A 24,335-nucleotide genomic window follows, 5' to 3' on the forward strand; every position below is an offset into this window, starting at 1 on the left:
GGCTGGCCGCGACTGCGGTTGAACGCCTAGACTTCGCCGATCTTCAGTTCAGGAACCGCCCGTGACTTCCATCTTCTGGTACGACTACGAAACCACTGGCATCAATCCCCGCAGCGACCGCCCGCTGCAGGTTGCAGGGATTCGCACCGACCACGACCTCAACGAAATCGATGAGCCGGTCAATCTCTATTGCCAGCCCAGCGAAGACATCCTGCCGCATCCGGCCGCTTGCGCCATCACGGGTATCACGCCGGGCCAGCTCGCTGAAAAGGGCTTGAGCGAAGCCGATTTCATGACCCGCGTCCACGCGCAACTGGCCGCGCCCGGCACTTGCGGTGCGGGTTACAACACCTTGCGTTTCGATGACGAGATGACGCGTTACAGCTTGTATCGCAACTTCTTCGACCCGTATGCCCGCGAATGGCAGGGCGGTAACAGTCGCTGGGATCTGATCGACGTGGTGCGTGCCGCCTATGCATTGCGCCCGGACGGTCTGGTCTGGCCGACCGATGACGAAGGGCGGGTAACGCTCAAGCTCGAACGCCTGACCGCCGCCAACAACATCGATCACGGGCATGCTCACGAAGCGTTGTCGGATGTGCGTGCGACCATCGCACTGGCACGGTTGATCCGCGAGAAGCAGCCAAAGCTGTATGACTGGCTGTTCCAGTTGCGCAGCAAGCAAAAGGTCATGGACCAGATTCGCCTGTTGCAACCGCTGGTGCATATTTCCGGGCGCTTTTCGGCGGCACGCAGTTATGTCGGCGTGGTGTTGCCATTGGCCTGGCACCCGAAAAACCGTAACGCCTTGATCGTCTGCGACCTGCACCTGGATCCGCAGGGCCTGCTTGATCTGGATGCACAAACGCTGCGCCAGCGCCTCTACACCCGTCGCGACGACTTGCTCGAAGGTGAGTTGCCAGTGCCGCTCAAGCTGATTCATATCAACCGCTGCCCGGTGGTGGCGCCATTGTCGGTATTGCGTGCACCGGATCAGCAGAGACTGGGGCTGGACATGGCGCTTTATCAGGAGCGAACACTGCGACTAACTGACGCACAACAAGTTTGGAAAGATAAAGTTGCGGCCATTTATGCCAGCGAAGATTTCACCCCGAGCGAGGATCCGGAGCAACAGTTGTACGACGGATTTATCGGTGACCGCGACCGGCGTCTATGTGAGCAAGTGAGAAACGCCGATCCTGCGCAATTGGCGCAAGAGCAATGGCCTTTCGATGACGAACGTTTGCCTGAATTACTCTTTCGATATCGAGCGCGTAACTTTGCCGATACGTTGAGTTTTGAAGAGCAGGAACGCTGGCGAATATTTTGTCAGCAGCGTTTATCCGCGCCTGAATGGGGCGCACCGAATACCTTGCAATCTTTTACAGAAGCCGCAGAGCAATGGGCGCTTAGTGCGACACCGATGCAGAAAACCGTGCTTAATGAATGGCAGAATTATGTCCAGGCATTACGCAAACGTTTGAATCTTTGAAATCGAACATGCCGGGACTAAATCCCAGGCATAAAAAAACGCCAGCATTCGCTGGCGTTTCTTTTTTCGCGGATTGCTCTGCGAAGACGTTACGGCTTAGCCCAGCAGGGTAGCCCAGCCTTCAACCACGTCACCGCCCCACTTGGCTTTCCACTCTTTCAGAGTCTTGTGGTTGCCACCTTTGGTTTCGATGACTTCGCCGTTGTGCGGGTTTTTGTATTGTTTAACTTTGCGAGCACGCTTGGTGCCGGTAGTTTTTGCTACACCGCCGCGTGGAGCTTTGGTTTTCGATTCCGGGTCCAGCAGCGCGATGATGTCACGCAGGGACTTGGAGTATTCGCCCATCAGGGTGCGCAGTTTGCCTTCGAATTCCAGCTCGGTTTGCAGTTTGTCGTCTTGCGACAGGTTCTTCAAACGGGCTTGCAGCTCTTTGATAGCTTCTTCGGTGGCGCGATATTCGTTGATCAAGGACATGATTACTACCTTAGTAGAGTGCTGGATGGCAGGGGACAGTGCCGCAATAATAGTCAGGCTGTTTCATCAAGTAAACATTTAAGCGGACTTTTTATTTAAATTAGTTACGAGAATTAGCAGCCAATTGAATGTTCAGTTAAATAGTGTGATGCAGTCATCACAGATATTCACAGTGATCTGATCAGGCACTGCCACTGCACCGCCATCACGTTGACGTTTCAGTCCGTCAAAAAGCCTGCGGCCGGGGCGATGTCCACGCCGACGTTGATCAATACTGCAGTTTTGTTGCGCAGTCGCTAGAATGGCGGCCTTTGCGAAGTTCTGGAGTTTCCCCCTCATGCGCACTTTTCGGCTGGTGATTTCTTGCCCGGACCGCGTTGGCATCGTTGCCAAAGTCAGTAATTTTCTGGCAGCCCACAATGGCTGGATCACCGAAGCGAGCCACCACTCGGATAATCAGGTTGGCTGGTTCTTCATGCGTCACGAAATTCGTGCCGACTCGCTGCCATTCGGTATCGAAGTTCTGCGTGAGAAGTTTGCGCCGATTGCCGAAGAGTTCTCGATGGACTGGCGCATCACTGACACCGAGCAGAAAAAACGCGTAGTGCTGATGGCCAGCCGCGAGTCCCATTGCCTGGCCGACCTGCTGCATCGCTGGCATAGCGATGAGCTGGATTGCGAGATCTCCTGCGTGATTTCCAACCACGACGACCTGCGCAGCATGGTCGAGTGGCACGGCATTCCTTATTACCATGTCCCGGTCAATCCGCAGGACAAGCAACCGGCCTTCGATGAAGTGTCGCGCCTGGTCAAACAGCACGACGCCGAAGTGGTGGTGCTGGCGCGTTACATGCAAATCCTGCCGCCGGACATGTGCCGCGAATACGCGCACAAAGTCATCAACATTCACCACAGCTTCCTGCCGTCGTTCGTCGGCGCCAAGCCGTACCATCAGGCGTCCCTGCGAGGCGTGAAGCTGATCGGCGCGACCTGCCACTACGTGACCGAAGAGCTGGATGCCGGCCCGATCATCGAGCAGGACGTGGTTCGTGTCAGCCACAGCGACAGCATCGAAGACATGGTGCGTTTCGGGCGTGACGTCGAGAAAATGGTGCTGGCGCGTGGCCTGCGTTATCACCTCGAAGATCGCGTGCTGGTGCACGGCAACAAGACCGTGGTGTTCTGATCGAACCCTCGCGTGCTTGAAAATCGAAGGGCCTGGGCGTTCAATCGCTCCAGGCCCTTCGCCGTTTCAGACCTGAGGAAAAGCTCATGAGCGATCCACTGAACAAAGCCACATCCAAAGCACCCGCCACCTTGGGTGAAGGCTGTTTGAGTCGTTATGACCCCGAAGACATGAGCCCTGAGGACGGCACGGAGTTTCCGGGTGCTGCCGAGTTGTGGGAGCAGGTGAAACCGGAGTCCGACGAAAGTACCGAGTCGAATTGAAAGACCGCCGTTCAATGTAGGCGCTGCCGAAGGCTGCGATCTTTCAGGCTTGACGCACCTTCATCAATTTCCTCAGCAACGGCCGCCCGAGCATCATCAAAAACACCGGCCCACCCACCACCAGATAGAAGTAGAACGTCACCACCCGCCAAATCAGAATCGCCGCTGCGGCGGTGGATTTGCCGACCATCGGCGCCAGCAGTGCCGCCGAAGTCAGTTCCGCCGCACCTGCGCCACCGGGCAACAGACTGAACTGCCCGGCGCCCAGCGAGACCATCTGCACCAGAAAGCTCCACGCCCACTGCAAATCCGCCCCCAATCCGCGTAGCGCCAGATACAGCACGCTGTAGCGCAGCAACCAGTGCACGCAGGTCAGGGCGAAGACTTTGCTCAGCGTCTGCCATGGCAGCTTCAGCGTATCGATGAACGCTGCGAGAAAGTGCAGCAGCTTGCGCGCCCAGCGGCGGCGGGTACTGGCCCGCACGTTGAGGCGGATCAGCAAGCGTCCGCTGAGGCGAATCAGTTGGCGGTGATAGCGCGCCAGCAGCACGCAACTGCACAAGCCGCCGAACAGCGAAACGGCGCTGACAATCAGCAACCCTTCCATACGGTCGCTGAGGTGCTGGAACAGCGCGTAAATCAGAATCCCGCTGAGGGCGCAGAGAAAGAACAGCAAATCACTGAGCTGATCCATGGCAAACACCGCGCTGCCCCGGGCCGGGCGCACGCCGCTTCGGGCCAGCAGCGCCATGATCGTCAGCGGGCCGCCACTGCCGCCGGGTGTCGCGCAGTAGGCGAACTCGGCGGCCATCACTACGCCGAGGCTTTTTAGCGGGGTGACTTGATCCCGTTGTTCGCCCAGCAGTAACCGCAAGCGCAGGGTATTGATGCCCCAGCACAACAGAATCATGCCGAACATGATCAGTAGCCAGGGCAGCGGAAAGCTTTGCAGACGCGCCCAGATATCGCTACCACCGAGCAGCAGCGGGATCAGTACGGCGGCGAGCAGGCCGACCAGCAAGACGATGCCGCGACTCATGCGGCGCGTCCCGGTTGACCGCGCTGTTGAGCGAGCCAGTTTGTTTTGGTCATCGGTACGCGTCCTTCATTCAGTAGCCTTTGCAGGGTGTTAAACCAGTAATCGCGGGAGAAGTTGTGGCGCATGTCCACCGGGTGCAAGCCTAGCCGAATCACCGGCGCCTGGCGCCAGCGCTGTTGACGCTGCTCGCTGAGGATTTTCGACAGGCCTCGACGCCAGGCGCTGCGGGCGCTCCAGACCAGCCCTGGGGCCTCGACCGGGCTAAAATCCGGCAAACGATAAAGATGTTGCGGATCGCTGGTGTAGTGCAGCGGCAGTTCGCGCAGCGCCTGGCGGGTGCCATCGCTCATCAGCCACGCCGGGGCGACGAAACCGTGCAGCGGCCAGTCGTAGCGCTGAAACACTTCGATGCCGGAACGCAGGCGCGCGAGGGCGGCGCTATGGGGCAACTTATAAAACTCACCTTCATGGGTGTAAATCCGGCGCATGAACCAGTCCCGGGGCGAGGTCGGTGGCGGCCCGTCATCACTGTGAAAATAGCCGTGCAAAGCCAGTTCATCGTCACGGGCGACTCGCTCGCTGAGCATCCGGCAAAACACGGGATGGGCGTCGAGGGCGTCGTGCCCATGAAAGTCCGGTACCACCAGCCAGGTCATGGGGATACTGCCCAGCGCATCGACGGCTTCGACAAAGGGGCGATAATCCGCCCACGTCGAGGGCGCCACATCGTGCAGGACCAGCAGGATCGCGGGACGCTCGCAGGCTTCAGCCATTGGCCACCTTCGGAGTCGAATTGCCGAGTACCGCGTGATAGTGACCGAGCAGGCTGTCGACCACTGCGTCCCAGGCGTAATGGCGCTCGACATACTGGCGCGCCTGTTGGCCGAGGACGTGGCTGCCGCGACTGAACAGCTCACGCACGGCATTGGCCATCGCTTGCGGATTGTTCGGCGTGCAGAGCAGGCCGCAGCTGTCGTTGACGATTTCGGTGAACGCGCCAGCCGCCACCGCGACCACGGGAATACCGCAGGCCATGGCTTCGAGGATCACCAGCCCGAAGGTTTCCTGATCGCCGGCATGTACCAGCGCATCGGCGCTGGCCATCAAACGAGCGACGGTCGGAGCCTTGCAGAACTCATCAATGACGCTGACGTTGTCCGGCACCACGGCGGGCATCGCCGAGCCGACCAACAGCAGGTGATAGCGCGGGCCAAGGCGTTGCATGCACTTGAGCAGGACTGGCAGGTTTTTCTCTTTTGAGCCGCGTCCGGCGAAGATCAGCAGGCGTGTGTCGTCACCAATACCCAATTCGGCGCGCAGCCCCGGATCGCGGGCGTCGGGGTGGAAGGTTTGCAAGTCAACGCCCAGCGGCTGCACGAAAACATTACGCACGCCGAGACCGGTGAGTTTGTCGGCCATCACCTGGCTGGGCGCCAGTACCCGGTCGAAGTTGCCGTAGAGCTTGGTGACATAGGCCTCGACGTTCGGCGTAAGCCAATGGCCCATACGGTTACTGACCAGCAGCGGCAAGTCCGAGTGATAAAAACCGATCACCGGCACATCCAGCTGCCGCCGGGCATCCAGTGCCGCCCAAGCCGTGAGGTAAGGGTCGCCGACTTCGATCAGATCCGGCTGCAAATCCTGCAGGACGTTGCGCCAAGGGGCCAGTCGGACGGGGAAGCGGTAACCCTTGCCGAAGGGCAGGGCGGGAGCGGGAACCGTGTAAATGCCATCGTGTTCACCGAAATGCGCACCAGGGATCAGCAGGCTGTGGCGGATCCCTGCCTCGACCCCCAGCCGTCGGTGCTTGGCATCCAGGTAAGTGCGTACGCCACCGCTGGCCGGGGCGTAGAACATGGTGATGTCGGCGATGTGCACGGTGATCGTCCCTCCGCTGCGTTGTTCTCCCTTGGTTGACCTTTATCCAGAATAGATGTTCGGTCGGGATTACGCGGTGGGCCCCTCACCCTAACCCTCTCCCGGGGGAGAGGGGACTGATCGAGTTGTTTTTTCGAGTTACGCCGACCTGAAATACCGAGCCGAACTCAGTTTTGAAAGGCTCGAAGATCGGCTCCCTTTCCCCCTCGCCCCCTTTGGGGGAGAGGGTTGGGTTGAGGGGGTATGCTTTTGATCTTTAGATGCGGAAACTGCCCACCAACTGCTTCAGGCGCGAAGCCTGCTGCTCCAGATCCGAACAAGCGCGCAACGTTGCCTGCAAGTTCTCCACGCCTTCCTGGTTCAGCGTATTGATCTCGGTGATATCGACGTTGATCGATTCGACCACGGCCGTCTGCTCTTCGGTCGCCGTCGCCACCGACTGGTTCATCCCGTCGATCTCGCCAATGCGTTGGGTCACGCTGTTCAAGCGTTCACCGGCCAGGTTGGCGATTTCCACGCTGTCCTGGCTGTGGCGCTGGCTGTCGCTCATGGTGCTCACCGATTCGCGGGCGCCGACTTGCAGCTCCTCGATCATGGTCTGCACTTGCTGCGCCGATTCCTGGGTGCGGTGCGCCAGATTACGCACTTCATCTGCCACCACGGCAAACCCACGGCCGGCCTCACCGGCACGCGCCGCTTCAATGGCCGCGTTGAGCGCCAGCAGGTTGGTTTGCTGGGAAATGCTGGTGATCACTTCGAGAATCTGGCCGATGTTCACGGTTTTGCTGTTCAGCGACTCGATGTTGCTGCTCGACGCGCTGAGCATGCTCGACAACTGATTCATCGCCTTGATACTGCGATCCACCACCTGCTGGCCATCTTCGGCAAGACCGCGAGCGTCGCTGGCCTGGTTCGAGGCTTGCGCGGCGTTGCGGGCGATTTCCTGAGCAGCGGCGCCGAGCTGGTTGATCGCGGCGGCAACACTGCTGGTGCGCGAAGCCTGCTGATCAGAGTTGTACATCGACGAGTTCGACGCCGCGACCACGCGCAGGGCGACTTCGTTGACCTGCCCGGTGGCCGAGGACACTTCGCGGATCGAACCGTGAATACGCTCGACGAAGCGGTTGAACGCCGTACCGAGAACACCGAATTCATCGTTATTGACGATGTTCAGACGTTTGGTCAGGTCACCTTCGCCATCGGCGATGTCTTCCATGGCGCGGGTCATGACGTGCAGCGGCTGGATCAGGATGCGGATCAGCATACCGAGCAGGGCAATGATGATTGCCACGGCAATCACCGTCGCGATCACCGCCGAGGTGCGGAACTGGCTGAGCATCGCGAAGGCCTGATCCTTGTCCACCGACAGGCCGATGTACCAGTTCACCGACGGCAGGCCCTTGATCGGGGCGAAGGTGACGATGCGGGTCTTGCCATCGACGGTGACTTCACTGAAGTCGCTGCTGATGCGCGGGGTGTCCTGCGGATACGCTTCTTTAAGCGATTTCATCACCAGCGCTTTGTCCGGGTGCACGAGGATCTTGCCGTCGGCGCTGACCAGGAACACATAACCCATGCCGTCGAAATCCCGGGCGGCGAGGGTGTCGACCAACGATTGCAGGCTCAGGTCGCCGCCGACCACGCCAACGCTCTGACCGGCCTTTTTCGAGGCTGTGGCGATGGAGATGATCAACTGCCCGGTGGCCGCGTCGATGTACGGTTCGGTCAGGGTCGAGGTGCTGCTGGTTTCGGCGCCTTTATACCAAGGCCGTACCCGTGGATCGAAACCGTCCGGCATCTTCACGTCCGGGCGGATGGTGAAGTGGCCGGTGGCATCGCCCAGGTAGGTGGCCATGAACGTCGAGGTCAGGGTTTTCTGCTCCAGCAGGCTGGCGACGTTGGCGGGTTCGGGATTGATGGCAATGTTCTGAGCGGCGTTCTCGACCAGCAGAATGCGGCCGCTGAGCCAGGTCTGGATATTGCCGGCAGTGACCTCGCCCATCTCGTTGAGATAGTTGTTCAGGTCATCGCGAATCGCGTTGCGCTGGAGCCAGTCGTTGTACAGCGTAAACGAGGCGAAAGCGGCGATGACGATGAGGGCGGCGGCAAGCAAAATTTTATGGCTGAAGCGCAGATTTTTGTTCATGGCTTGGGGTTCCGCTAAGGTCTTAATGTCCTGGGCGTGCTTTTATAAAGACGCGCAATATGGGCAAGGGTGAATACAAGCTGATATTTCCGTCTCTCCTTAGGGAAATGTCCGACCCGACTTTTCAGTCAGGTTCTCGCCTCTATTTATCGGCCATCGCGAAATAAAGATTAACCATTGGGTGACAAAATGCCTGACTCATCGCAACTCGTAATCGGCGCCGATCTCGCGGGGCAACCGATCGCCCAGGCCATGCGCCTGGCCAACCGCCACGGACTCATCGCCGGCGCGACCGGCACCGGCAAAACCGTGACCTTGCAGCGTCTGGCCGAAGCCTTCAGCGACGCTGGTGTCGCGGTGTTCGCCGCCGACATCAAGGGCGACCTGTGCGGTCTCGGTGCCGCCGGCAATCCGCAGGGCAAGGTCGCCGAGCGCATCGCCGGCATGCCGTGGCTCAACTACCAGCCGCAGGCGTATCCAGTGACCTTGTGGGACATTCACGGTCAGTCCGGTCATCCGTTGCGGACCACGCTGAGTGAAATGGGCCCGCTGCTGATCGGCAGTCTGCTCGAACTCACTGACAGCCAGCAGTCGGCGCTATACGCCGCGTTCAAAGTTGCCGACCGCGAAGGGCTGTTGTTATTGGATCTGAAAGATCTGAAAGCGCTGCTCAATCACCTCAAGGACAATCCGCAACTGTTGGGTGAAGACGCGGCGCTGATGACCACCGGTTCCAGTCAGGCACTGTTGCGGCGTCTGGCGACGCTGGAGCAGCAGGGCGCCGAAGCCTTGTTTGGCGAGCCGGCATTGCAACTCGAAGACATCCTGCAACCGGCGGCTGACGGCCGTGGGCGCATTCATCTGCTCGATGCCAGTCGTCTGGTACACGAGGCACCTAAGGTCTACGCGACGTTCCTGCTGTGGCTGCTGGCCGAGTTGTTCGAGCAGTTGCCGGAGCGTGGCGATGCCGACAAACCGCTGCTGGCGCTATTTTTCGATGAGGCGCATTTGTTGTTCGGCGATACGCCGAAGGCCTTGCAGGAGCGGTTGGAGCAGGTGGTGCGGCTGATCCGTTCGAAAGGCGTGGGTGTGTATTTCGTCACCCAGTCGCCGACCGATTTGCCGGACGATGTGCTGGCGCAACTCGGGTTGCGTGTCCAGCACGGCTTGCGCGCGTTTACCGCCAAGGAGCAGAAATCCCTACGCGCCGTGGCGGACGGGTTCCGGCCGAATCCGGCGTTCGACAGCCTGTCGGTGCTGACGGAGTTGGGGATTGGCGAGGCGCTGGTCGGCACCCTGGCGGAAAAAGGCACGCCGGAAATGGTACAGCGCGTGCTGGTCGCACCGCCGCAATCGCGGATCGGGCCGTTGACCGAAACCGAGCGCACCGTGCTGATTGCCGGCTCGCCGTTCAAGGGGCGCTATGACAAGCCGATTGATCGCGAGTCGGCGTATGAAATCCTGATGGGGCGCAAAGATCTGGCGCCGGAAGCTGAGACGCCCGCAGGCAAGCCGGCGGCCGAAGAGCCAAGTCTCGCCGACAGGGCAGGGGAATTCCTCGGTACGGCAGCAGGTCAGGCGCTGAAGTCGGCGATGCGCCAGGCTGCCAATAACCTCGGTAAACAACTGGTGCGCGGCCTGATGGGTTCGTTACTCGGCGGCAGCAAACGCCGCTGATCCCATGTTGCAGGAGATCCAATTGTGGGAGCGGGCTTGCTCGCGAAGGCGCCGTGTCAGACGCCATATTCGTTGAATGACACACCGTTTTCGCGAGCAAGCCCGCTCCCACATTGGGCCGGCGCGCACATTTAGATAGATCTCAGGATTTGTCTTTGGCGTGCGCCGCCAACCGCTCTAGCGCCGCGCGCAACCCCGGATCACTGATCCCGTCTGCCGTCGCCTGGATCGTTGCCGCGGCATCCGTCGACAAATCCATCGTATTGCCGACAACCCCGCGCTGCACCGTCGGCGGCTGTACCTTGAACAGAATTCGCGTCAGGCTGGCGAACTCGTCAAACATCTGCAACTGACGTTGCAGACGCTTCTGCTGATAGCGCAGACGTGTCGCCCAATGACCATCGGTGACAATCAGCAACAGACTGCCTTCACGCCACGACGCCACATGGCAATGTTCGCGGGCGGCGGGTTGCAGTTGGCTTTCGAGCAGGCGTTGCAAATGCCCCAGCCGTTGGGCATGGCCGAGGATGGCTTTGAGCGGCTTGGCTTCGCGCAGGAGAACGGCGGGTGCTCTGGCCGTGAGAGGGCGAAATGCCATGATCGAACACCTGAAGTAACAGAAACGCCATGGTAGCAGAAAGGCCGAAATCACTCGCCCATTGCTTTTGCCCCCGCTTTACCCATTAAATCAACGACTAACTTCTGCCTTTCATGACTTGAAGTTGAGCAAAACGCCCCTATTTTAAGTGAGCCCCGTCAAAGCGCAGTGCCAGCATCGTGGAACATCGCCACTTTCCTCACTTCCGTTTCCGGGTAGAATGCTCGTTCGCATGCGGCCATGAGGGCTGCACGGGCGACGCTCACGGGGCCGCCCTCCATCCCTTTAGTGTGGAAGATCCTGCCGATATGTTTGCGCCTTTGTTAAAGAAACTTTTTGGAAGCAAGAACGAGCGTGAAGTCAAACGCATGCTCAAGACGGTGCAGCTCGTCAATGCCTTCGAAGAGCAAATGGTGGCCCTTTCGGACGATCAATTGCGCGCCAAGACCAATGAGTTCAAGGCCCGCATCGCCAAAGGGGAAACCCTCGACAAGCTGCTGCCAGAAGCCTTTGCGGTCGCCCGCGAAGCCGGCAAGCGCATCATGGGTATGCGCCACTTCGACGTGCAGCTCGTCGGTGGCATGACCTTGCACGAAGGCAAGATCGCCGAGATGCGTACCGGTGAGGGTAAAACCCTCGTGGCTACCCTGGGCGTTTACCTCAACGCACTGTCCGGCAAGGGCGTGCACGTTGTGACGGTGAACGACTACCTGGCCCGCCGTGACGCCAACTGGATGCGCCCGCTGTATGAATTCCTCGGCCTGACCGTCGGCGTCGTGACGCCGTTCCAGCCGCCGGAAGAGAAGCGCCAGGCGTACGCCGCCGACATCACCTACGGCACCAACAACGAATTCGGTTTCGACTACCTGCGCGACAACATGGCGTTCAGCATGGAAGAAAAATTCCAGCGCGAACTCAATTTTGCCGTGATCGACGAAGTCGACTCCATCCTCATCGACGAAGCGCGTACTCCGCTGATCATTTCCGGTCAGGCCGAGGACAGCTCCAAGCTGTACATGGAGATCAATAAACTGATCCCGCAGTTGGAACTGCACGTCGAAGAAGTCGAAGGCGAAGTCACCAAGGCTGGCCACTACACCGTTGACGAGAAAACCCGTCAGGTCGAACTCAACGAAGCCGGTCACCAATACATCGAAGACATGCTCACCCGCGTCGGCCTGCTGGCTGAAGGCGAGAGCCTGTACTCGGCGCACAACCTGGGCCTGCTGACCCACGTTTACGCCGGTCTGCGTGCGCACAAGCTGTTCAACCGCAACATCGAATACATTGTGCAGGATGGCCAGGTCGTGCTGGTTGACGAACACACCGGTCGTACCATGCCGGGCCGTCGTTTGTCCGAAGGCCTGCACCAGGCCATCGAAGCGAAAGAAGGTCTGAACATCCAGGCCGAGAGCCAGACGCTGGCTTCGACCACGTTCCAGAACTACTTCCGCCTGTACACCAAGCTGTCCGGCATGACCGGTACCGCTGACACCGAAGCGTTCGAATTCCACCAGATCTATGGTCTGGAAGTCATGGTCATTCCGCCGAACAAACCGTTGGCGCGTAAAGACTTCAACGACCTGGTGTTCCTCACGGCCGAAGAGAAGTACGCGGCCATCGTGGCGGACATCAAGGAAAGCATGGCCGCTGGTCGTCCGGTGCTGGTGGGTACTGCGACCATCGAAACCTCCGAGCACATGTCCAGCCTGCTCGTGAAGGAAGGCATCGAACACAAGGTTCTGAACGCCAAGTTCCACGAAAAAGAAGCCGAGATCATCGCGCAGGCCGGTCGTCCGGGCGCGCTGACCATCGCCACCAACATGGCCGGTCGTGGTACCGACATCCTGCTGGGCGGTAACTGGGAAGTGGAAGTGGCTTCGCTGGAAGACCCCACCCCTGAGCAGATCGCCCAGATCAAGGCCGACTGGCAGAAGCGTCACCAGCAAGTGCTGGAGTCCGGCGGTCTGCAGGTGATTGCTTCCGAGCGTCACGAATCCCGTCGTATCGACAACCAGCTGCGTGGCCGTGCCGGCCGTCAGGGTGACGCCGGTTCGAGCCGCTTTTACCTGTCGCTGGAAGACAGCCTGATGCGCATCTTTGCCTCTGACCGGGTGAAGAACTTCATGAAAGCTCTGGGCATGCAGCCGGGCGAAGCGATCGAGCACCGCATGGTGACCAACGCGATCGAGAAGGCGCAACGCAAGGTTGAAGGCCGCAACTTCGACATCCGCAAGCAACTGCTCGAGTTCGACGACGTCAACAACGAACAGCGTAAAGTGATTTATCACATGCGTAACACGTTGCTGGCCGCTGATAACATCGGCGAAACCATCGCCGATTTCCGTCAGGACGTGCTCAACGCCACCGTCAGCGCGCACATTCCGCCGCAATCGCTGCCTGAGCAGTGGGACGTAGCGGGTCTGGAAGCGTCGATTGCCAGCGACTTCGGCGTGAAACTGCCGATCCAGCAATGGCTCGACGAAGACGATCACCTGTACGAAGAAACCCTGCGCGAGAAGCTCATGACCGAGCTGATGGCGGCGTACAACGAGAAAGAAGACCAGGCCGGTGCCGACGCACTGCGCTCCTTCGAGAAACAAATCGTTCTGCGCGTACTCGACGATCTGTGGAAAGACCACCTGTCGACCATGGACCACCTGCGTCACGGCATCCACCTGCGTGGTTATGCGCAGAAGAACCCGAAGCAGGAATACAAGCGCGAGTCGTTCACGCTGTTCTCCGAGCTGCTGGATTCGATCAAGCGCGACTCGATCCGTGTGCTGTCGCACGTTCAGGTTCGCCGCGAAGATCCGGAAGCCGAAGAGCAACGCCTGCGTCAGGAAGCCGAAGCGCTGGCCGCCCGCATGCAGTTCGAACACGCCGAAGCGCCTGGTCTGGATCAACCGGAAGCCTTGGGTGAGGAGGTCGATGTGGCCCTCGCCACTGCCCCGGTCCGCAACGAGCAGAAGCTGGGCCGAAACGAACTGTGCTACTGCGGTTCGGGCAAGAAATTCAAGCATTGCCACGGGCAGATCCAGTAAAACCCGTTTCAATCGCTGAAATACCCGCGCCGCGACCGGCTTCTGCCGTCGCGGCGTTTTGCCATTTAAACCACCGTCGCTGCAAGTGGCGGTGCTGACATCATTGAGTAAGGAGCGCATTCATGGCTGTTGGTCTTGGTCCTTTGCCAACGTTGCACCCGGTTGCCGGTTTTGAACTCGGTATCGCCTCGGCCGGCATCAAGCGCCCAGGGCGCAAGGATGTCGTGGTGATGCGCTGCGCCGAAGGCTCCACCGTGGCGGGCGTGTTCACCTTGAACGCCTTTTGTGCGGCGCCGGTAATTCTGGCGAAAAAACGCGTACACAACGCCGTGCGTTATTTGCTGACCAACACTGGCAATGCCAACGCCGGCACCGGCGAGCCTGGTTTGGCTGCTGCCGAGCGCACCACCGCGAAACTGGCCGAGCTGACGGGCGTCGATGCCAGCCAGATTCTGCCGTACTCCACCGGGGTGATCGGCGAGCCACTGCCGGTCGAGAAGATCGAAGGCGCGCTGCAAGCTGCACTGGACGATCTCTCGGAAAACAACTGGGAAGCGGCCGCCACTGGCATCATGACCACCGACACCCTGCCAAAGGGTGCCAGCCGCCAGTTCGAACATGATGGCGTGACCATCACTGTCACCGGCATCAGCAAAGGCGCAGGCATGATCCGCCCGAACATGGCCACCATGCTCGGTTACATCGCCACCGACGCGAAAGTCTCCCGCGATGTGCTGCACAACCTGATGCTCGATGGCGCCAACAAGTCGTTCAACCGCATCACCATTGACGGCGACACCTCGACCAACGACTGCTGCATGCTGATTGCCACCGGCAAGGCTGCGCTGCCGGAAATCACCCGTGCCGAAGGCGAGTTGTTCGCCAAACTGAAACAAGCGGTGTTCGAAGTGTGCATGGACGTGGCCCAGGCCATCGTTCGCGACGGCGAAGGCGCAACCAAGTTCGTCACCGTTGAAGTCAATGGCGGCGGCAATCACCAGGAATGCCTGGACGTCGGCTACACCGTGGCGCACTCGCCGCTGATCAAGACTGCGTTGTTCGCCTCCGACCCGAACTGGGGCCGTATCCTCGCCGCTGTCGGCCGTGCCGGCGTGCCGGATCTGGACGTGAGCAAGATCGACGTGTTCCTCGGCGACGTGTGCATTGCCAGCCGTGGCGCGCGCGCTGCGACCTACACTGAAGCGCAGGGCTCGGCGGTGATGCAGCAGGAAGAAATCACCATCCGCATCGAATTGGGTCGTGGCGATTGCAGCGAAACCATCTGGACCACCGACCTGTCGCATGAATACGTGAAGATCAACGCCGAATACCGCACCTGATCCATAAGGTGGGAGCGGTTTCCGGCCTCATCGCTGGCAAGCCAGCTCCCACAGGGGTTTGTGTCGTTCACAAATATTGCGTACACCAAACTACCTGTGGGAGCGGGCTTGCCCGCGATGACGGACGACCAGACGCCAGACATTCTGGATTGTTTCCCTGACGAGAAGGCACCCAACCATGTCCCTGCACCTGATCATCGGCGACAAACTGCTTTCCTCCTGGTCCCTGCGCGCCGCCCTGGCCGTTGAACTGACCGGTGCGCCCTACACCGAAGAGCTGATCAAACTCGGCAAGCCCGACACCCGCGAGCAACTGCTCAAGCTTTCGCCGACCGCGAAGGTGCCACTGCTGAAAACCGCCCGCGGCACCATTGCCGACTCTTTGGCGATTGCCGAGTACCTCGCCGAGCAGTTCCCGTCCGAGCAGCTCTGGCCAACCGATCTCTTCGCCCGTGCTCAGGCCCGATCCGCCTGCGCACAAATGCACAGCGGCTTCTTCGCCATGCGCAATCACATGCCGTTCAACCTCAGCCACGACGCGCCGCTGAACCCGGTGCCGCCGGAGGTGAAGGTCGATATCGAACGCATGCTCGCGCTGTGGGCCGAATGCCGTGCCGTCGCCACTGAAGAAGGGCCGTATCTGTTTGGCCGTGTGAGCCTGGCCGATGCGTTCTTCGCCCCGATTGCCGTGCGTCTGCGCACCTATCAGGTGACGTTGCCGGCCACCGACGCAGCCTATGTTGAAACCGTCTACCAATGGCCGGCCTTCAAGGCCTGGCAAAAGGCTGGACTGGAGGAGTTGAATCCGTGAAACGTGTACACGTCGCCGCCGCTGTCATTCGTGACGTGGCTGGCAAAATTCTCATCGCTCGTCGTGCCGACACCCAGCATCAGGGTGGTCTGTGGGAATTTCCCGGTGGCAAGGTCGAGCCTGAAGAGTCGGTCGAAACCGCACTGGCCCGCGAGCTGCACGAAGAGTTGGGCATTGTCGTGGGTGCTGCCCGACCCTTGATCAAGGTGCGCCACGACTACCCCGACAAACAGGTATTGCTGGATGTCTGGGAAGTGTCGAGCTTCAGCGGCGAACCCCACGGCGCAGAAGGTCAACCGTTGGCCTGGGTCACCGCGAAGGAGCTGGCGAATTACCAGTTTCCGGCCGCCAATCAGCCGATTGTGGCGGCGGCGCGTTTGCCCGCTGAATACCTGATCACTCCGGAAGACCTCGAAACGCCAGCCTTGCTGCGTGGCATCCAGAAGGCAATCGCGGGCGGGATCAAATTGATCCAGCTGCGCGCGCCGAACGGTTACGACCCCAAGTATCGCGATCTGGCAGTGGACGCGGCGGGTCTGTGCGCGGGCAAGGCGCAGTTGATGATCAAGGGGCCATTCGAATGGTTGGGAGATTTCCCGTCCGCCGGTTGGCACATCACCGCCGCGCAGTTGCGTAAATATGCGGCAGCGGGGCGTCCATTGCCGGCGGAGCGCTGGTTGGCAGCGTCTTGCCACAATGCCGAAGAACTGGCGCTGGCCGAGCAGATGGGTGTGGATTTCGTGACCCTGTCGCCGGTGCAGCCGACGCTGACTCACCCGGATGCGCAGCCGCTGGGTTGGGAGCAGGCTTCGACGTTGATCGAGGGATTCAGTAAACCGGTGTTCCTGTTGGGGGGAGTTGGCCCGGCAGAGCGCGAAAAAGCCTGGAACTGCGGGGCCCAGGGTGTGGCGGGGATTCGCGCATTCTGGCCTGATTCTTTGTAAAGGCGGCTGGCCTCATCGCCGGCAAGCCAGCTCCCACAGGTTTTTGGGTTTACACAGCATTTGTGAACGACACAAAGCCCTGTGGGAGCTGGCTTGCCAGCGATGGCGTCCGTTCAGACGCTACATCTCTGTGGGTTTCGCCGCCGGCTGCCAGAGAATCTCCGCCACCCCCTGCCGCCGTGCAATCAGCCTTGCGGCCACAAATAACAAATCCGACAACCGATTGATATACGCCAGGCCAACCCCGGCCAACGGCTCAATCGCATTCAAATGCTGACAGCGTCGCTCGGCACTCCTCGCCAGGCTCCGGCACACATGGGCCTGCGCAATCAGCATCGAGCCGCCCGGCAGAATGAAATTCTCCAGCGGCCCCAACTCTTCATTCCAGACATCAATCGCCGCTTCCAGACGCTCGATTTCCGCCGCGTTCAGCGCCTGATATTCCGGCATGGCCAACTCGCCACCGAGGTCGAACAGTCGATGCTGACAAGGCGCCAGCACCTCGATCAATTCATTCAACCCGGGCGTCGCGTCACGCTCGGCAATCAATCCGGCAAGCAGTACGCCGACCTGACTGTTCAGCGTATCGACTTCGCCAATCGCCTCGATGCGCGGGTGATCCTTAGGCACGCGGCGACCATCGCCCAGGCCGGTTTCGCCTTTGTCGCCAGTGCGGGTGTAGATCTTCGACAGGCGAAAGCCCATGGGTTACCTCGTCAGTTGATTGGTTTCGGCAGCGATGGGCAGTGGCTGGGTCAGCGGCAGGCGCAAGGTGAAACAGGTGCCTTGCCCGGGCGCCGACTGCACTTCCATCTGCCCTTTGTGATTGTTGGTGATGATGAAATACGACACGGATAAACCAAGGCCCGTGCCCTGGCCGATTTCCTTGGTGGTGAAGAACGGCTCGAACGTGCGTTTGCGCACGTTCTCGCTCATGCCGATGCCGTTGTCCTCGACCTGAATCTCCGCCCACGGCGGATTAAGCTTGGTGCGCAGAATAATCCGTCCTGGCTCGCTGTCGTCTTCGCGCTGGTGAATCGCTTGCGCGGCGTTTTTCAGCAGATTGAGCAGCACTTGTTCCAGCTCGTTGGCCGTGCCTGGCACTGGCCCGAGCGCCGGGTCGAACTGGCGGATGATCGCCTGACCCTTGAAGTCGAAACCGATGGCCAGATCGAAATCATTGCCGGCGATTTCCACCGCTTGATCGATCAGTGCCGGCAGATCGCACGGCGCCATTTGCCGAGTGCTGCGGCGGCTGAAACTGAGCATGTGCGTGACGATTTTCGCCGCCCGTGCCCCAGCCTGTTGAATACCGTCGAGCAGTTGCGGGACTTCCCGCCCTTGCAGGTAACGATTGACCGTGTCCAGTTCAATGCCCAGTTGCTCGGCGGTTTCGAGGTTCTTCGGCAGCTCCGTCGACAAGCGCCGGCGGATGTTTTGCACGTTGTGCAGGATTGCGCCCAGCGGGTTGTTGATTTCGTGGGCCATGCCGGCGGCGAGGCCGCCGACCGAAAGCATTTTTTCCGACTGCACCATCATTTCTTCCAGCGACAGGCGCTGGGTGATGTCGTCGATACGGATCACCACACCACGGCCGGCACCGCCCATCAGCGGGTAGAAGGTCAGGGCGTAATGCTTGGGCTCATCATCCTTGAACCAGGTAACGCGCTCGACTTTCGCCACGGTGTGTTGTTCAACGGTTTGCTTGAGTTGCGGCAGAAACGGCTTGAGCGGTTCGAAGGCAAGAAAGATCGGCTGGTTCAGCGCTTCGTCCAGCCGCGTGCCAGAGAGCGCGCTGGCTTCCTGGTTCCACTGCGTGACGTAGAGCTGCTCATCGAGGGCGATCAGCGCGGACGGCATGGAGTCGATGATGCTGTTGAGGTAGTTCTGGAAGCCGGTGAGTTTCTTCTCGATCTTGCTGCGCACCTGCACTTCGAGTTCCAGCTTGCGATTGGTGTGACGGGTTTCTTCGGCAAGCCCTTGGGCCTGATCGTAAGCCGCTTGTGAGTCATCGCGGGCGCGTTTGAGTTGCTGCTCGCGGGCTTCGATGCGCGAGAGCATGGTGTTGAACGCCTCGGCGAGGCTGCCGATTTCGTCATGATTGCCGCGTGAGGCGCGCAGGGCGTAGTTCTCTTCGCGCGTGACCTGCCGGGACAACTCTTCGAGCTGATGGATCGGCCGGGTGATCAGGCGTTTGATCTGCCGGGCAATCACCAGCCACAACAGCACGCTGAAAATCAGGATGCCCAGGCTCGCCGTCAGCGTGCCAGTGTAGAACGCCATCGGCAGCTCACTGCTGGCCACCAGCAGCAGATGGCCCGGCGCGGTCCCGGGGCGGGGCAGGGTGATCAGTTGGTTGCTGCGAAACTCGGTGAGTTGCCAGGCTTCGATGTGCCGGTAGCGTTCCGGCAGAGCGAGTTTGTCACCGTGTTGCACTTGCGCGAGCCGTTCGCCTTTGCCGTCATACAGTGCGGCGGCGCGCAGCGGCGAATAGCTGTCGAGTTCCTTGAGCAGGCGTTCGGCACTTTGTGGCGATTGCAGGGCTTCACTGACCAGACTCGGGTTGGAAATCAACCGGCCGATGGTCTGCAAGGCCTGCGGGGCCATGCTTTCCTGGGAGATGTAATAGGCGGCGCTGATAAAAGTCAGGTTGGCGACCAGCAAGACAGTGGTCAACAGCACCAGCAGGGCAGCCAGCAGTTTCTGGCCGACCGGCAGGTTTTCGAGGCGCTGGCGCAATGGCATCAGGGTTATCGCAGCAAAGGAACAAGTGGCCAGCGTAGCCGCTGCTCAGTCGCTGGGCAATCCAAGGCTGTGCAGATGCGCCACCAGGCGTTGCTGTAATTGATTGAGGTGCGGCAGGTTCAATTGGTGGCGCTCAGCGACTTTGCAGGCGTGGCCCAATAGATAGCTGATTTCGGTGCGACGCTGGTTGGCCACGTCCTGATACATCGACGAGTAATTGGCGGCGGTGGCCTGGATTACCCGTTCGACTTCCTGTTGCAGATTGTCCGCCGCTGCCGGTTGGCCGCAACGCTCCAGCAATTCGGCCAGCTCGGCGCACAGCGTGGCGACTTCACAATGATGGGCCTGCAATCCGCCGTTACGGCAGCCGTGCAACACGGTCAACGGATTGATCGCGCAGTTGAGTGCCAGTTTGCGCCACAGCCGCGTGAGGATGTCGGTGCTCCATTCATGGGGGATTTTCGCTGCCTCCAGATCGTCCAGCCAGATCGGCGCGACCGGATGCGCGACATCGCCGAGCCAGGTGAAACCGTGGCCGGCGAACACCACACGCCAGTCACCGTCGCGGAACGCGCCCTCGGTGCTGGAGGCGCTGATGCAGCGCGCCTGCGGCACTATTGCGGCAACGGCGTCCTGACTGCCGAGACCGTTTTGCAACAGGATCAGCTCGGCATCGGTTGTCAGGCGCGGAGCGAGGAGGGCGACGGCACTTTCAGCATCGTAGGCCTTGCAGGCCACCAGCAGGCGACGGATCGGTTCGGGGCTGTCCGGGGTTTCGCCGGGAACTGCATAGGTATTCGCTTGTCCCTGTTCCACGAGCGTCAAACCGCCCGCCGCGTTGTAGCTTTGCAAGCGCACCGCGTCGCGCACGATCAGCCTGACCGGCACTCCGGCCCGAGCCAGTCGTGTAGCCCAAAGTGTGCCGAGACTGCCGGCGCCGAGAACATGCCAGGGGGTAGACATCAGTTTTTTGCTCGATTGGTTGCAGGCATGTGCGGCTCGCCGTGTCGACAGGAAAAGACCCGTTATAATGAGCCCGATTTTAACCGCAAGCCAAGCGCGCTCCATGCACATCGAGCGCGCCTTTTTTATTGGAGAGATTACATGCCGTCGTTCGACGTGGTATCCGAACTGGACAAACACGAACTCACCAACGCGGTCGAGAACGCCGTGAAGGAACTCGATCGTCGTTATGACCTGAAAGGCAAAGGCAGTTTCGAGTTCAAGGAAAAGGACCTCACCGTCAGCCTGACCGCTGAAGCCGGGTTCCAGCTGGAAGCGATGATCGAAATCCTCAAGCTGGCGCTGGTCAAGCGCAAGATCGACGTGCAGTGCCTTGAGGTCAAGGACGCTTACGCTTCGGGCAAGCTGATGAAGCAGGACGCCATCCTCAAGGAAGGTATCGACAAAGAGCTGGCGAAGAAGATCGTCGGCCACATCAAGGACGCCAAGCTCAAAGTGCAGGCCGCCATTCAGGGCGAGCAGGTACGTGTGACCGGCAAGAAGCGTGACGATCTGCAAGAAGCCATCGCCGCCCTGCGTGCCAAGGAATTCGGCATGCCGCTGCAGTTCAACAACTTCCGCGACTAAGCACCTCGTTACCCTGTGGGAGACAGCAAAGCCCCTCCCACATTGGATTTATGTACACCCCGGCGGTTTTCTGCCGTTCATCTCTCGCGTGCCGAATGGCCGGAAATCAGGAGTTAAAACATGGATTTGAATGCTGAGGTAGACAACCTGGTCAAGGCGTCCCAGGCGTGGATCCCGATGATCATGGAATACGGCAGCCGCGTGCTGCTGGCGGTAATCACCCTGGCCATAGGCTGGTGGCTGATCAACAAGGTCACGCAAAAACTGGGCGGTCTGCTGGCCCTGCGTAACGCGGATCTGGCGTTGCAAGGTTTCATCAGCAGCCTGGCCAACATCATTCTCAAGGTGCTGCTGATCGTCAGCGTCGCCTCGATGATCGGTGTCGAAACCACTTCGTTCGTTGCCGCGATCGGTGCTGCCGGTCTGGCCATCGGTCTGGCCTTGCAGGGCAGCCTGGCAAACTTCGCCGGCGGTGTGCTGATTCTGTTGTTCCGTCCGTTCCGTATCGGCGACTGGATCGAAGCGCAAGGTGTGTCGGGTACCGTCGACAGCATTCAGATTTTCCACACGGTGCTGCGTACCGGCGACAACAAGACCATCATCGTGCCAAACGGCAACCTGTCCAACGGCATCATCACCAACACCAACCGTCAGCCGACCCGCAAGGTTGTGTTCGATGTGGGTGTGGATTACGAAGCCGATCTGCAAAAGGCCCGTCAAGTGTTACTGGATTTGGCCAAGGATGAGCGCGTGTTGCAGGATCCTGCGCCACAGGCCGTCATTTCGACTTTGGGCGACAGTTCGATCACGGTTTCCCTGCGTGTGTGGGTGAAAACCGCAGACTATTGGGATGTGATGTTCATGTTTAACGAACAGTCCCGCGATCGTTTAAAGACTGCCGGCATTGATATCCCGTTTCCGCAACGGGTGATTCGGGTAGTTCAGGAAACTGCGGTATAGAAACAACGTTGAGAGCTGGCCCAGCGGTCAGTTAATTAATGAAAAGCCCAAGAGTTGTTCGCACTCTTGGGTTTTTTTATGGGCCAGGTAAAAGTTTGCTGACTAATAGATAGCTGGCTAAACGTTATTGTTTAAAGGTGAGTTGCCATAGTCATAAAAAAACCGTCCACCTGAAACAGGTGGACGGTTCTTTTTAGAGCAACGCTATGAAGTAACGCCGATTTACATCCTGATTACAGGATGTGCAGCGGGTACTCAACGATTACACGCACGTCGTTGTTGTCTGCGGTGTAGTCGGCGTTGTACGCACCGTTTGCACGATAGATCGCGCTACGCAGGCGGAACGACAGATCCTTGGCTGGACCTTCCTGCAGTACGTATTTGGTTTCGAAGTTGAACTCGTTTTCCTTACCTTCGGTATCGGACGAGGTCTTGATGTTGTCGCCTTTGACGTAACGCGCCATGAAGCTCAGGCCAGGAACGCCGTAGGTCTTCATGTTCAGGTCGTAGCGAGCCTGCCAGGAGCGTTCGTCGCGACCGATGAAGTCGGAGATCTGGATGGAGTTGGCTACGAAGATCGTGCTGTTACCGTCCACGCCGTACAGGTAGTTGGTGTCACCGGTGGAACGCTGGTGAGCGATGGTGAATTTGTGTGCACCGATGCTGTACGCCGCTGCAAGGCTCCACAGTTTGTTGTCCAGTTCGCCATACAGCGCCTGGCCCTGATCCTTGGTGCGGTAGCCGTTGAAGTCGATGTTCAGCGACTGCTCGTCATTGATCGGGAAGGTGTAGTTGGCGTTGATGTATTGCTTCTTGAAGTAGTCATCAACGTCCGACGCAGCAACACCGGCAACGAAGTTATCGGTGAACTGGTAGGTAGCGCCAGCGATGTTGGCGCTGGTCAGGCCCGGGGTGGACTTGCCGTTGATGCTGTCCTTGCCCATGCCGGTTTGCGAGCTCAGCGCAGTGAAACGACCTGCGGTCAGTTCCAGACCCTTGATCTCTTTGCTGGTGAGCAAGGTGCCTTCAGCGACTTCTGGCAGCAGACGGCTGTCATCGGTAGCGAATACAGGGCTGGCAACGAATTGACGACCGTACTTCAGAGTGGTGTCGGAGAGGCGGAACTTGACGGCTGCGCCAGTTTTGCCTTGAGCGTTTTCTGGCTCGTTGTCGCCATTACGGGCAAACAGACCGTTACCGGAACGACCTTCGCCACCATCCAGCTTGACGGTGCCCATGGCCATCGCGTCAAGACCAAAACCGATAGTGCCTTGAGTGAAGCCCGACTCGTAGGTCAGCAGTTGGCTGACACCAGTGTCCTGACGATAACCGCTTTTGAAACCGCCACCGTCTTTGGCAATGTTGCCGTCCCCATTACGGAAGTCACGGTTCATGTATTCCAGACGGGTTTTCAGATTCAGGCTCTGATCTTCCAGGAAACCCTTCGCGTCATCTTGAGAGGACGCTACTGCGAACTGCGAGGTGCCTGCTGCAACAGCCAGGGCGATCATGCTCCACTTCATCACGCGCATCGTGATTTGCTCCTTTGGTTTTTAGAAGAGTACTGCCGTCCCACCTGTTTTATTATCTGGGCGGCTCTTTCTTTTTGTGTCGGCGCAAACTTATATCACGCCGACATTGTTGGCGATACTTGCGAATCTAACCTTGCACCTTCTTTACGACGCTGTCGCAATTGGCTGTGTAGATGTCGCAAATTCACAGTACCGATGCAATCGGACCGACAACTTTTTCGCTGTTTTTCTAGCCTTTTGCATCGCTAAAAAAGAGTCCCTGGCAAAACACTTGAATCTCCATCGGGCAACCCTGCCACTATTTTCTTCGGGCTTAAGGCTTCCACTTCCCGTGGTGCGCTTATAGTCCATATGAGTACGAATGCAACAAGCGTGCACAAACCGCAATATCGGTGCGGTTATTTTTTTGAACGCTTGTCTTTACCTGTAAAAGCCTCATGAATACGGGGCGCCAAGCCCCTTTCTATCAGGGCTTGACGCCGTTGTTTCTATGGTGTTGCCGCACAGCTTCAAGCGCGCGACAACCAAAAATGTTACCGGTTCACCCCACCAGTGAGTATTCGGCGGATGCCCGACGCACTGAGCGTAGACGCACTGTGCGGTTTTGGTGCAAAAA

General features: G+C 59.3%; 20 protein-coding genes and 1 pseudogene. 10 read left to right on the forward strand and 11 right to left on the reverse strand.

Going from position 1 to position 24,335, the window contains the following annotated elements; all coding sequences use genetic code 11:
- Positions 1 to 61 precede the first annotated feature (61 nt).
- Positions 62 to 1,492: an exodeoxyribonuclease I gene (gene sbcB / locus ACIONG_RS12635; RefSeq protein ID WP_103306440.1), complete on the forward strand. Its 1,431-nt coding sequence runs from the start codon at positions 62 to 64 to the stop codon at positions 1,490 to 1,492.
- Positions 1,493 to 1,588: 96 nt separating this feature from the next.
- Here sbcB and mvaT read toward each other — a convergent pair whose 3' ends face one another.
- Complete coding sequence (gene mvaT, locus ACIONG_RS12640) at positions 1,589 to 1,966, reverse strand: histone-like nucleoid-structuring protein MvaT (RefSeq protein ID WP_103306441.1); 378 nt, start codon at positions 1,964 to 1,966, stop codon at positions 1,589 to 1,591.
- A gap of 337 nt (positions 1,967 to 2,303) precedes the next feature.
- Here mvaT and purU point away from each other — a divergent pair, with 337 nt between their 5' ends.
- Complete coding sequence (gene purU, locus ACIONG_RS12645) at positions 2,304 to 3,152, forward strand: formyltetrahydrofolate deformylase (protein ID WP_007912774.1); 849 nt, start codon at positions 2,304 to 2,306, stop codon at positions 3,150 to 3,152.
- An 86-nt stretch (positions 3,153 to 3,238) separates the two neighbouring features.
- Positions 3,239 to 3,415, forward strand: a complete 177-nt coding sequence (locus tag ACIONG_RS12650; protein WP_401299765.1) for a hypothetical protein — start codon at positions 3,239 to 3,241, stop codon at positions 3,413 to 3,415.
- A gap of 43 nt (positions 3,416 to 3,458) precedes the next feature.
- Here ACIONG_RS12650 and ACIONG_RS12655 read toward each other — a convergent pair whose 3' ends face one another.
- From ACIONG_RS12655 to ACIONG_RS12675, 5 genes and pseudogenes are all read right to left on the reverse strand, one after another.
- Positions 3,459 to 4,454: a YbhN family protein gene (locus tag ACIONG_RS12655; RefSeq protein ID WP_401299768.1), complete on the reverse strand. Its 996-nt coding sequence runs from the start codon at positions 4,452 to 4,454 to the stop codon at positions 3,459 to 3,461.
- Positions 4,451 to 5,227, reverse strand: a complete 777-nt coding sequence (locus ACIONG_RS12660; protein ID WP_401299771.1) for a DUF2334 domain-containing protein — start codon at positions 5,225 to 5,227, stop codon at positions 4,451 to 4,453. The genes ACIONG_RS12655 and ACIONG_RS12660 overlap by 4 nt, the downstream gene beginning before the upstream one ends.
- Positions 5,220 to 6,332 carry a glycosyltransferase family 4 protein gene (locus tag ACIONG_RS12665; protein ID WP_401299774.1) on the reverse strand — a complete coding sequence of 371 codons (1,113 nt, stop codon included), beginning with the start codon at positions 6,330 to 6,332 and terminating at the stop codon, positions 5,220 to 5,222. Before ACIONG_RS12665 ends, ACIONG_RS12660 begins: the two co-directional genes overlap by 8 nt.
- A gap of 256 nt (positions 6,333 to 6,588) precedes the next feature.
- Complete coding sequence (locus tag ACIONG_RS12670) at positions 6,589 to 7,353, reverse strand: methyl-accepting chemotaxis protein (RefSeq protein ID WP_371043227.1); 765 nt, start codon at positions 7,351 to 7,353, stop codon at positions 6,589 to 6,591.
- Positions 7,354 to 7,446: 93 nt separating this feature from the next.
- A pseudogene (locus tag ACIONG_RS12675) lies at positions 7,447 to 8,478 on the reverse strand (cache domain-containing protein); the annotation flags it as partial.
- Between the two features lie 189 nt (positions 8,479 to 8,667).
- Between ACIONG_RS12675 and ACIONG_RS12680 the strand changes: the two are divergent.
- Complete coding sequence (locus ACIONG_RS12680) at positions 8,668 to 10,155, forward strand: helicase HerA-like domain-containing protein (RefSeq protein WP_103304091.1); 1,488 nt, start codon at positions 8,668 to 8,670, stop codon at positions 10,153 to 10,155.
- 142 nt (positions 10,156 to 10,297) lie between these two features.
- On the opposite strand, the gene ACIONG_RS12685 is transcribed toward ACIONG_RS12680, so the two are convergent.
- On the reverse strand, positions 10,298 to 10,753 hold the full coding sequence (locus tag ACIONG_RS12685; protein ID WP_100845263.1) for a DUF721 domain-containing protein: 456 nt from the start codon (positions 10,751 to 10,753) through the stop codon (positions 10,298 to 10,300).
- A 308-nt stretch (positions 10,754 to 11,061) separates the two neighbouring features.
- Here ACIONG_RS12685 and secA point away from each other — a divergent pair, with 308 nt between their 5' ends.
- From secA to ACIONG_RS12705, 4 genes are all read left to right on the forward strand, one after another.
- A complete protein-coding gene (secA, locus tag ACIONG_RS12690) occupies positions 11,062 to 13,797 on the forward strand; it encodes a preprotein translocase subunit SecA (protein WP_103303940.1) in 2,736 nt (911 codons plus the stop codon).
- Positions 13,798 to 13,919: 122 nt separating this feature from the next.
- Positions 13,920 to 15,137: a bifunctional glutamate N-acetyltransferase/amino-acid acetyltransferase ArgJ gene (argJ, locus tag ACIONG_RS12695; protein WP_134176729.1), complete on the forward strand. Its 1,218-nt coding sequence runs from the start codon at positions 13,920 to 13,922 to the stop codon at positions 15,135 to 15,137.
- 178 nt (positions 15,138 to 15,315) lie between these two features.
- Complete coding sequence (locus ACIONG_RS12700) at positions 15,316 to 15,948, forward strand: glutathione S-transferase family protein (RefSeq protein WP_401299779.1); 633 nt, start codon at positions 15,316 to 15,318, stop codon at positions 15,946 to 15,948.
- On the forward strand, positions 15,945 to 16,892 hold the full coding sequence (locus tag ACIONG_RS12705) for a Nudix family hydrolase (RefSeq protein WP_401299781.1): 948 nt from the start codon (positions 15,945 to 15,947) through the stop codon (positions 16,890 to 16,892). Before ACIONG_RS12700 ends, ACIONG_RS12705 begins: the two co-directional genes overlap by 4 nt.
- A gap of 120 nt (positions 16,893 to 17,012) precedes the next feature.
- Here ACIONG_RS12705 and ACIONG_RS12710 read toward each other — a convergent pair whose 3' ends face one another.
- The 3 genes from ACIONG_RS12710 to ACIONG_RS12720 are packed head-to-tail and all read right to left on the reverse strand — an operon-like array spanning position 17,013 to position 20,600.
- Positions 17,013 to 17,597, reverse strand: coding sequence for a cob(I)yrinic acid a,c-diamide adenosyltransferase (locus tag ACIONG_RS12710; RefSeq protein ID WP_401299783.1), 585 nt, complete (start codon positions 17,595 to 17,597; stop codon positions 17,013 to 17,015).
- A gap of 3 nt (positions 17,598 to 17,600) precedes the next feature.
- Positions 17,601 to 19,637 (reverse strand): HAMP domain-containing sensor histidine kinase, encoded by a 2,037-nt coding sequence (locus ACIONG_RS12715; RefSeq protein WP_213026406.1) that lies wholly within the window; start codon positions 19,635 to 19,637, stop codon positions 17,601 to 17,603.
- Positions 19,638 to 19,682: 45 nt separating this feature from the next.
- Entirely contained in the window at positions 19,683 to 20,600 is a 918-nt protein-coding gene (locus tag ACIONG_RS12720; RefSeq protein ID WP_401299785.1) for a putative 2-dehydropantoate 2-reductase, read from the reverse strand.
- A 141-nt stretch (positions 20,601 to 20,741) separates the two neighbouring features.
- Here ACIONG_RS12720 and ACIONG_RS12725 point away from each other — a divergent pair, with 141 nt between their 5' ends.
- Together ACIONG_RS12725 and ACIONG_RS12730 are read left to right on the forward strand one after the other, a co-directional pair.
- A complete protein-coding gene (locus ACIONG_RS12725; protein ID WP_008080210.1) occupies positions 20,742 to 21,227 on the forward strand; it encodes a YajQ family cyclic di-GMP-binding protein in 486 nt (161 codons plus the stop codon).
- Positions 21,228 to 21,347: 120 nt separating this feature from the next.
- On the forward strand, positions 21,348 to 22,187 hold the full coding sequence (locus tag ACIONG_RS12730) for a mechanosensitive ion channel family protein (protein WP_103303947.1): 840 nt from the start codon (positions 21,348 to 21,350) through the stop codon (positions 22,185 to 22,187).
- Between the two features lie 233 nt (positions 22,188 to 22,420).
- Here the strand turns inward: ACIONG_RS12730 and ACIONG_RS12735 are convergent, their stop codons facing one another.
- The gene (locus ACIONG_RS12735) at positions 22,421 to 23,719 is read right to left on the reverse strand and encodes an OprD family porin (RefSeq protein ID WP_401299788.1); all 1,299 of its coding nucleotides are present in this window, start codon (positions 23,717 to 23,719) and stop codon (positions 22,421 to 22,423) included.
- Positions 23,720 to 24,335 lie beyond the last annotated feature (616 nt).

The organism is Pseudomonas sp. NPDC087817 (assembly GCF_044742875.1).
Lineage (GTDB): Bacteria > Pseudomonadota > Gammaproteobacteria > Pseudomonadales > Pseudomonadaceae > Aquipseudomonas.

Excerpts from the sequence above, each read along its gene's own strand:
- ACIONG_RS12715 (WP_213026406.1), bottom strand. The coding sequence starts at position 19,637 with ATGCCATTGCGCCAGCGCCTCGAAAACCTGCCGGTCGGCCAGAAACTG.
- mvaT (WP_103306441.1), bottom strand. The coding sequence starts at position 1,966 with ATGTCCTTGATCAACGAATATCGCGCCACCGAAGAAGCTATCAAAGAG.
- ACIONG_RS12660 (WP_401299771.1), bottom strand. The coding sequence starts at position 5,227 with ATGGCTGAAGCCTGCGAGCGTCCCGCGATCCTGCTGGTCCTGCACGAT.
- ACIONG_RS12670 (WP_371043227.1), bottom strand. The coding sequence starts at position 7,353 with ATGTACAACTCTGATCAGCAGGCTTCGCGCACCAGCAGTGTTGCCGCC.
- purU (WP_007912774.1), top strand. The coding sequence starts at position 2,304 with ATGCGCACTTTTCGGCTGGTGATTTCTTGCCCGGACCGCGTTGGCATC.
- ACIONG_RS12720 (WP_401299785.1), bottom strand. The coding sequence starts at position 20,600 with ATGTCTACCCCCTGGCATGTTCTCGGCGCCGGCAGTCTCGGCACACTT.
- ACIONG_RS12655 (WP_401299768.1), bottom strand. The coding sequence starts at position 4,454 with ATGAGTCGCGGCATCGTCTTGCTGGTCGGCCTGCTCGCCGCCGTACTG.
- ACIONG_RS12710 (WP_401299783.1), bottom strand. The coding sequence starts at position 17,597 with ATGGGCTTTCGCCTGTCGAAGATCTACACCCGCACTGGCGACAAAGGC.
- ACIONG_RS12685 (WP_100845263.1), bottom strand. The coding sequence starts at position 10,753 with ATGGCATTTCGCCCTCTCACGGCCAGAGCACCCGCCGTTCTCCTGCGC.
- ACIONG_RS12650 (WP_401299765.1), top strand. The coding sequence starts at position 3,239 with ATGAGCGATCCACTGAACAAAGCCACATCCAAAGCACCCGCCACCTTG.
- ACIONG_RS12725 (WP_008080210.1), top strand. The coding sequence starts at position 20,742 with ATGCCGTCGTTCGACGTGGTATCCGAACTGGACAAACACGAACTCACC.
- ACIONG_RS12700 (WP_401299779.1), top strand. The coding sequence starts at position 15,316 with ATGTCCCTGCACCTGATCATCGGCGACAAACTGCTTTCCTCCTGGTCC.
- ACIONG_RS12730 (WP_103303947.1), top strand. The coding sequence starts at position 21,348 with ATGGATTTGAATGCTGAGGTAGACAACCTGGTCAAGGCGTCCCAGGCG.
- argJ (WP_134176729.1), top strand. The coding sequence starts at position 13,920 with ATGGCTGTTGGTCTTGGTCCTTTGCCAACGTTGCACCCGGTTGCCGGT.
- ACIONG_RS12680 (WP_103304091.1), top strand. The coding sequence starts at position 8,668 with ATGCCTGACTCATCGCAACTCGTAATCGGCGCCGATCTCGCGGGGCAA.
- secA (WP_103303940.1), top strand. The coding sequence starts at position 11,062 with ATGTTTGCGCCTTTGTTAAAGAAACTTTTTGGAAGCAAGAACGAGCGT.
- ACIONG_RS12735 (WP_401299788.1), bottom strand. The coding sequence starts at position 23,719 with ATGCGCGTGATGAAGTGGAGCATGATCGCCCTGGCTGTTGCAGCAGGC.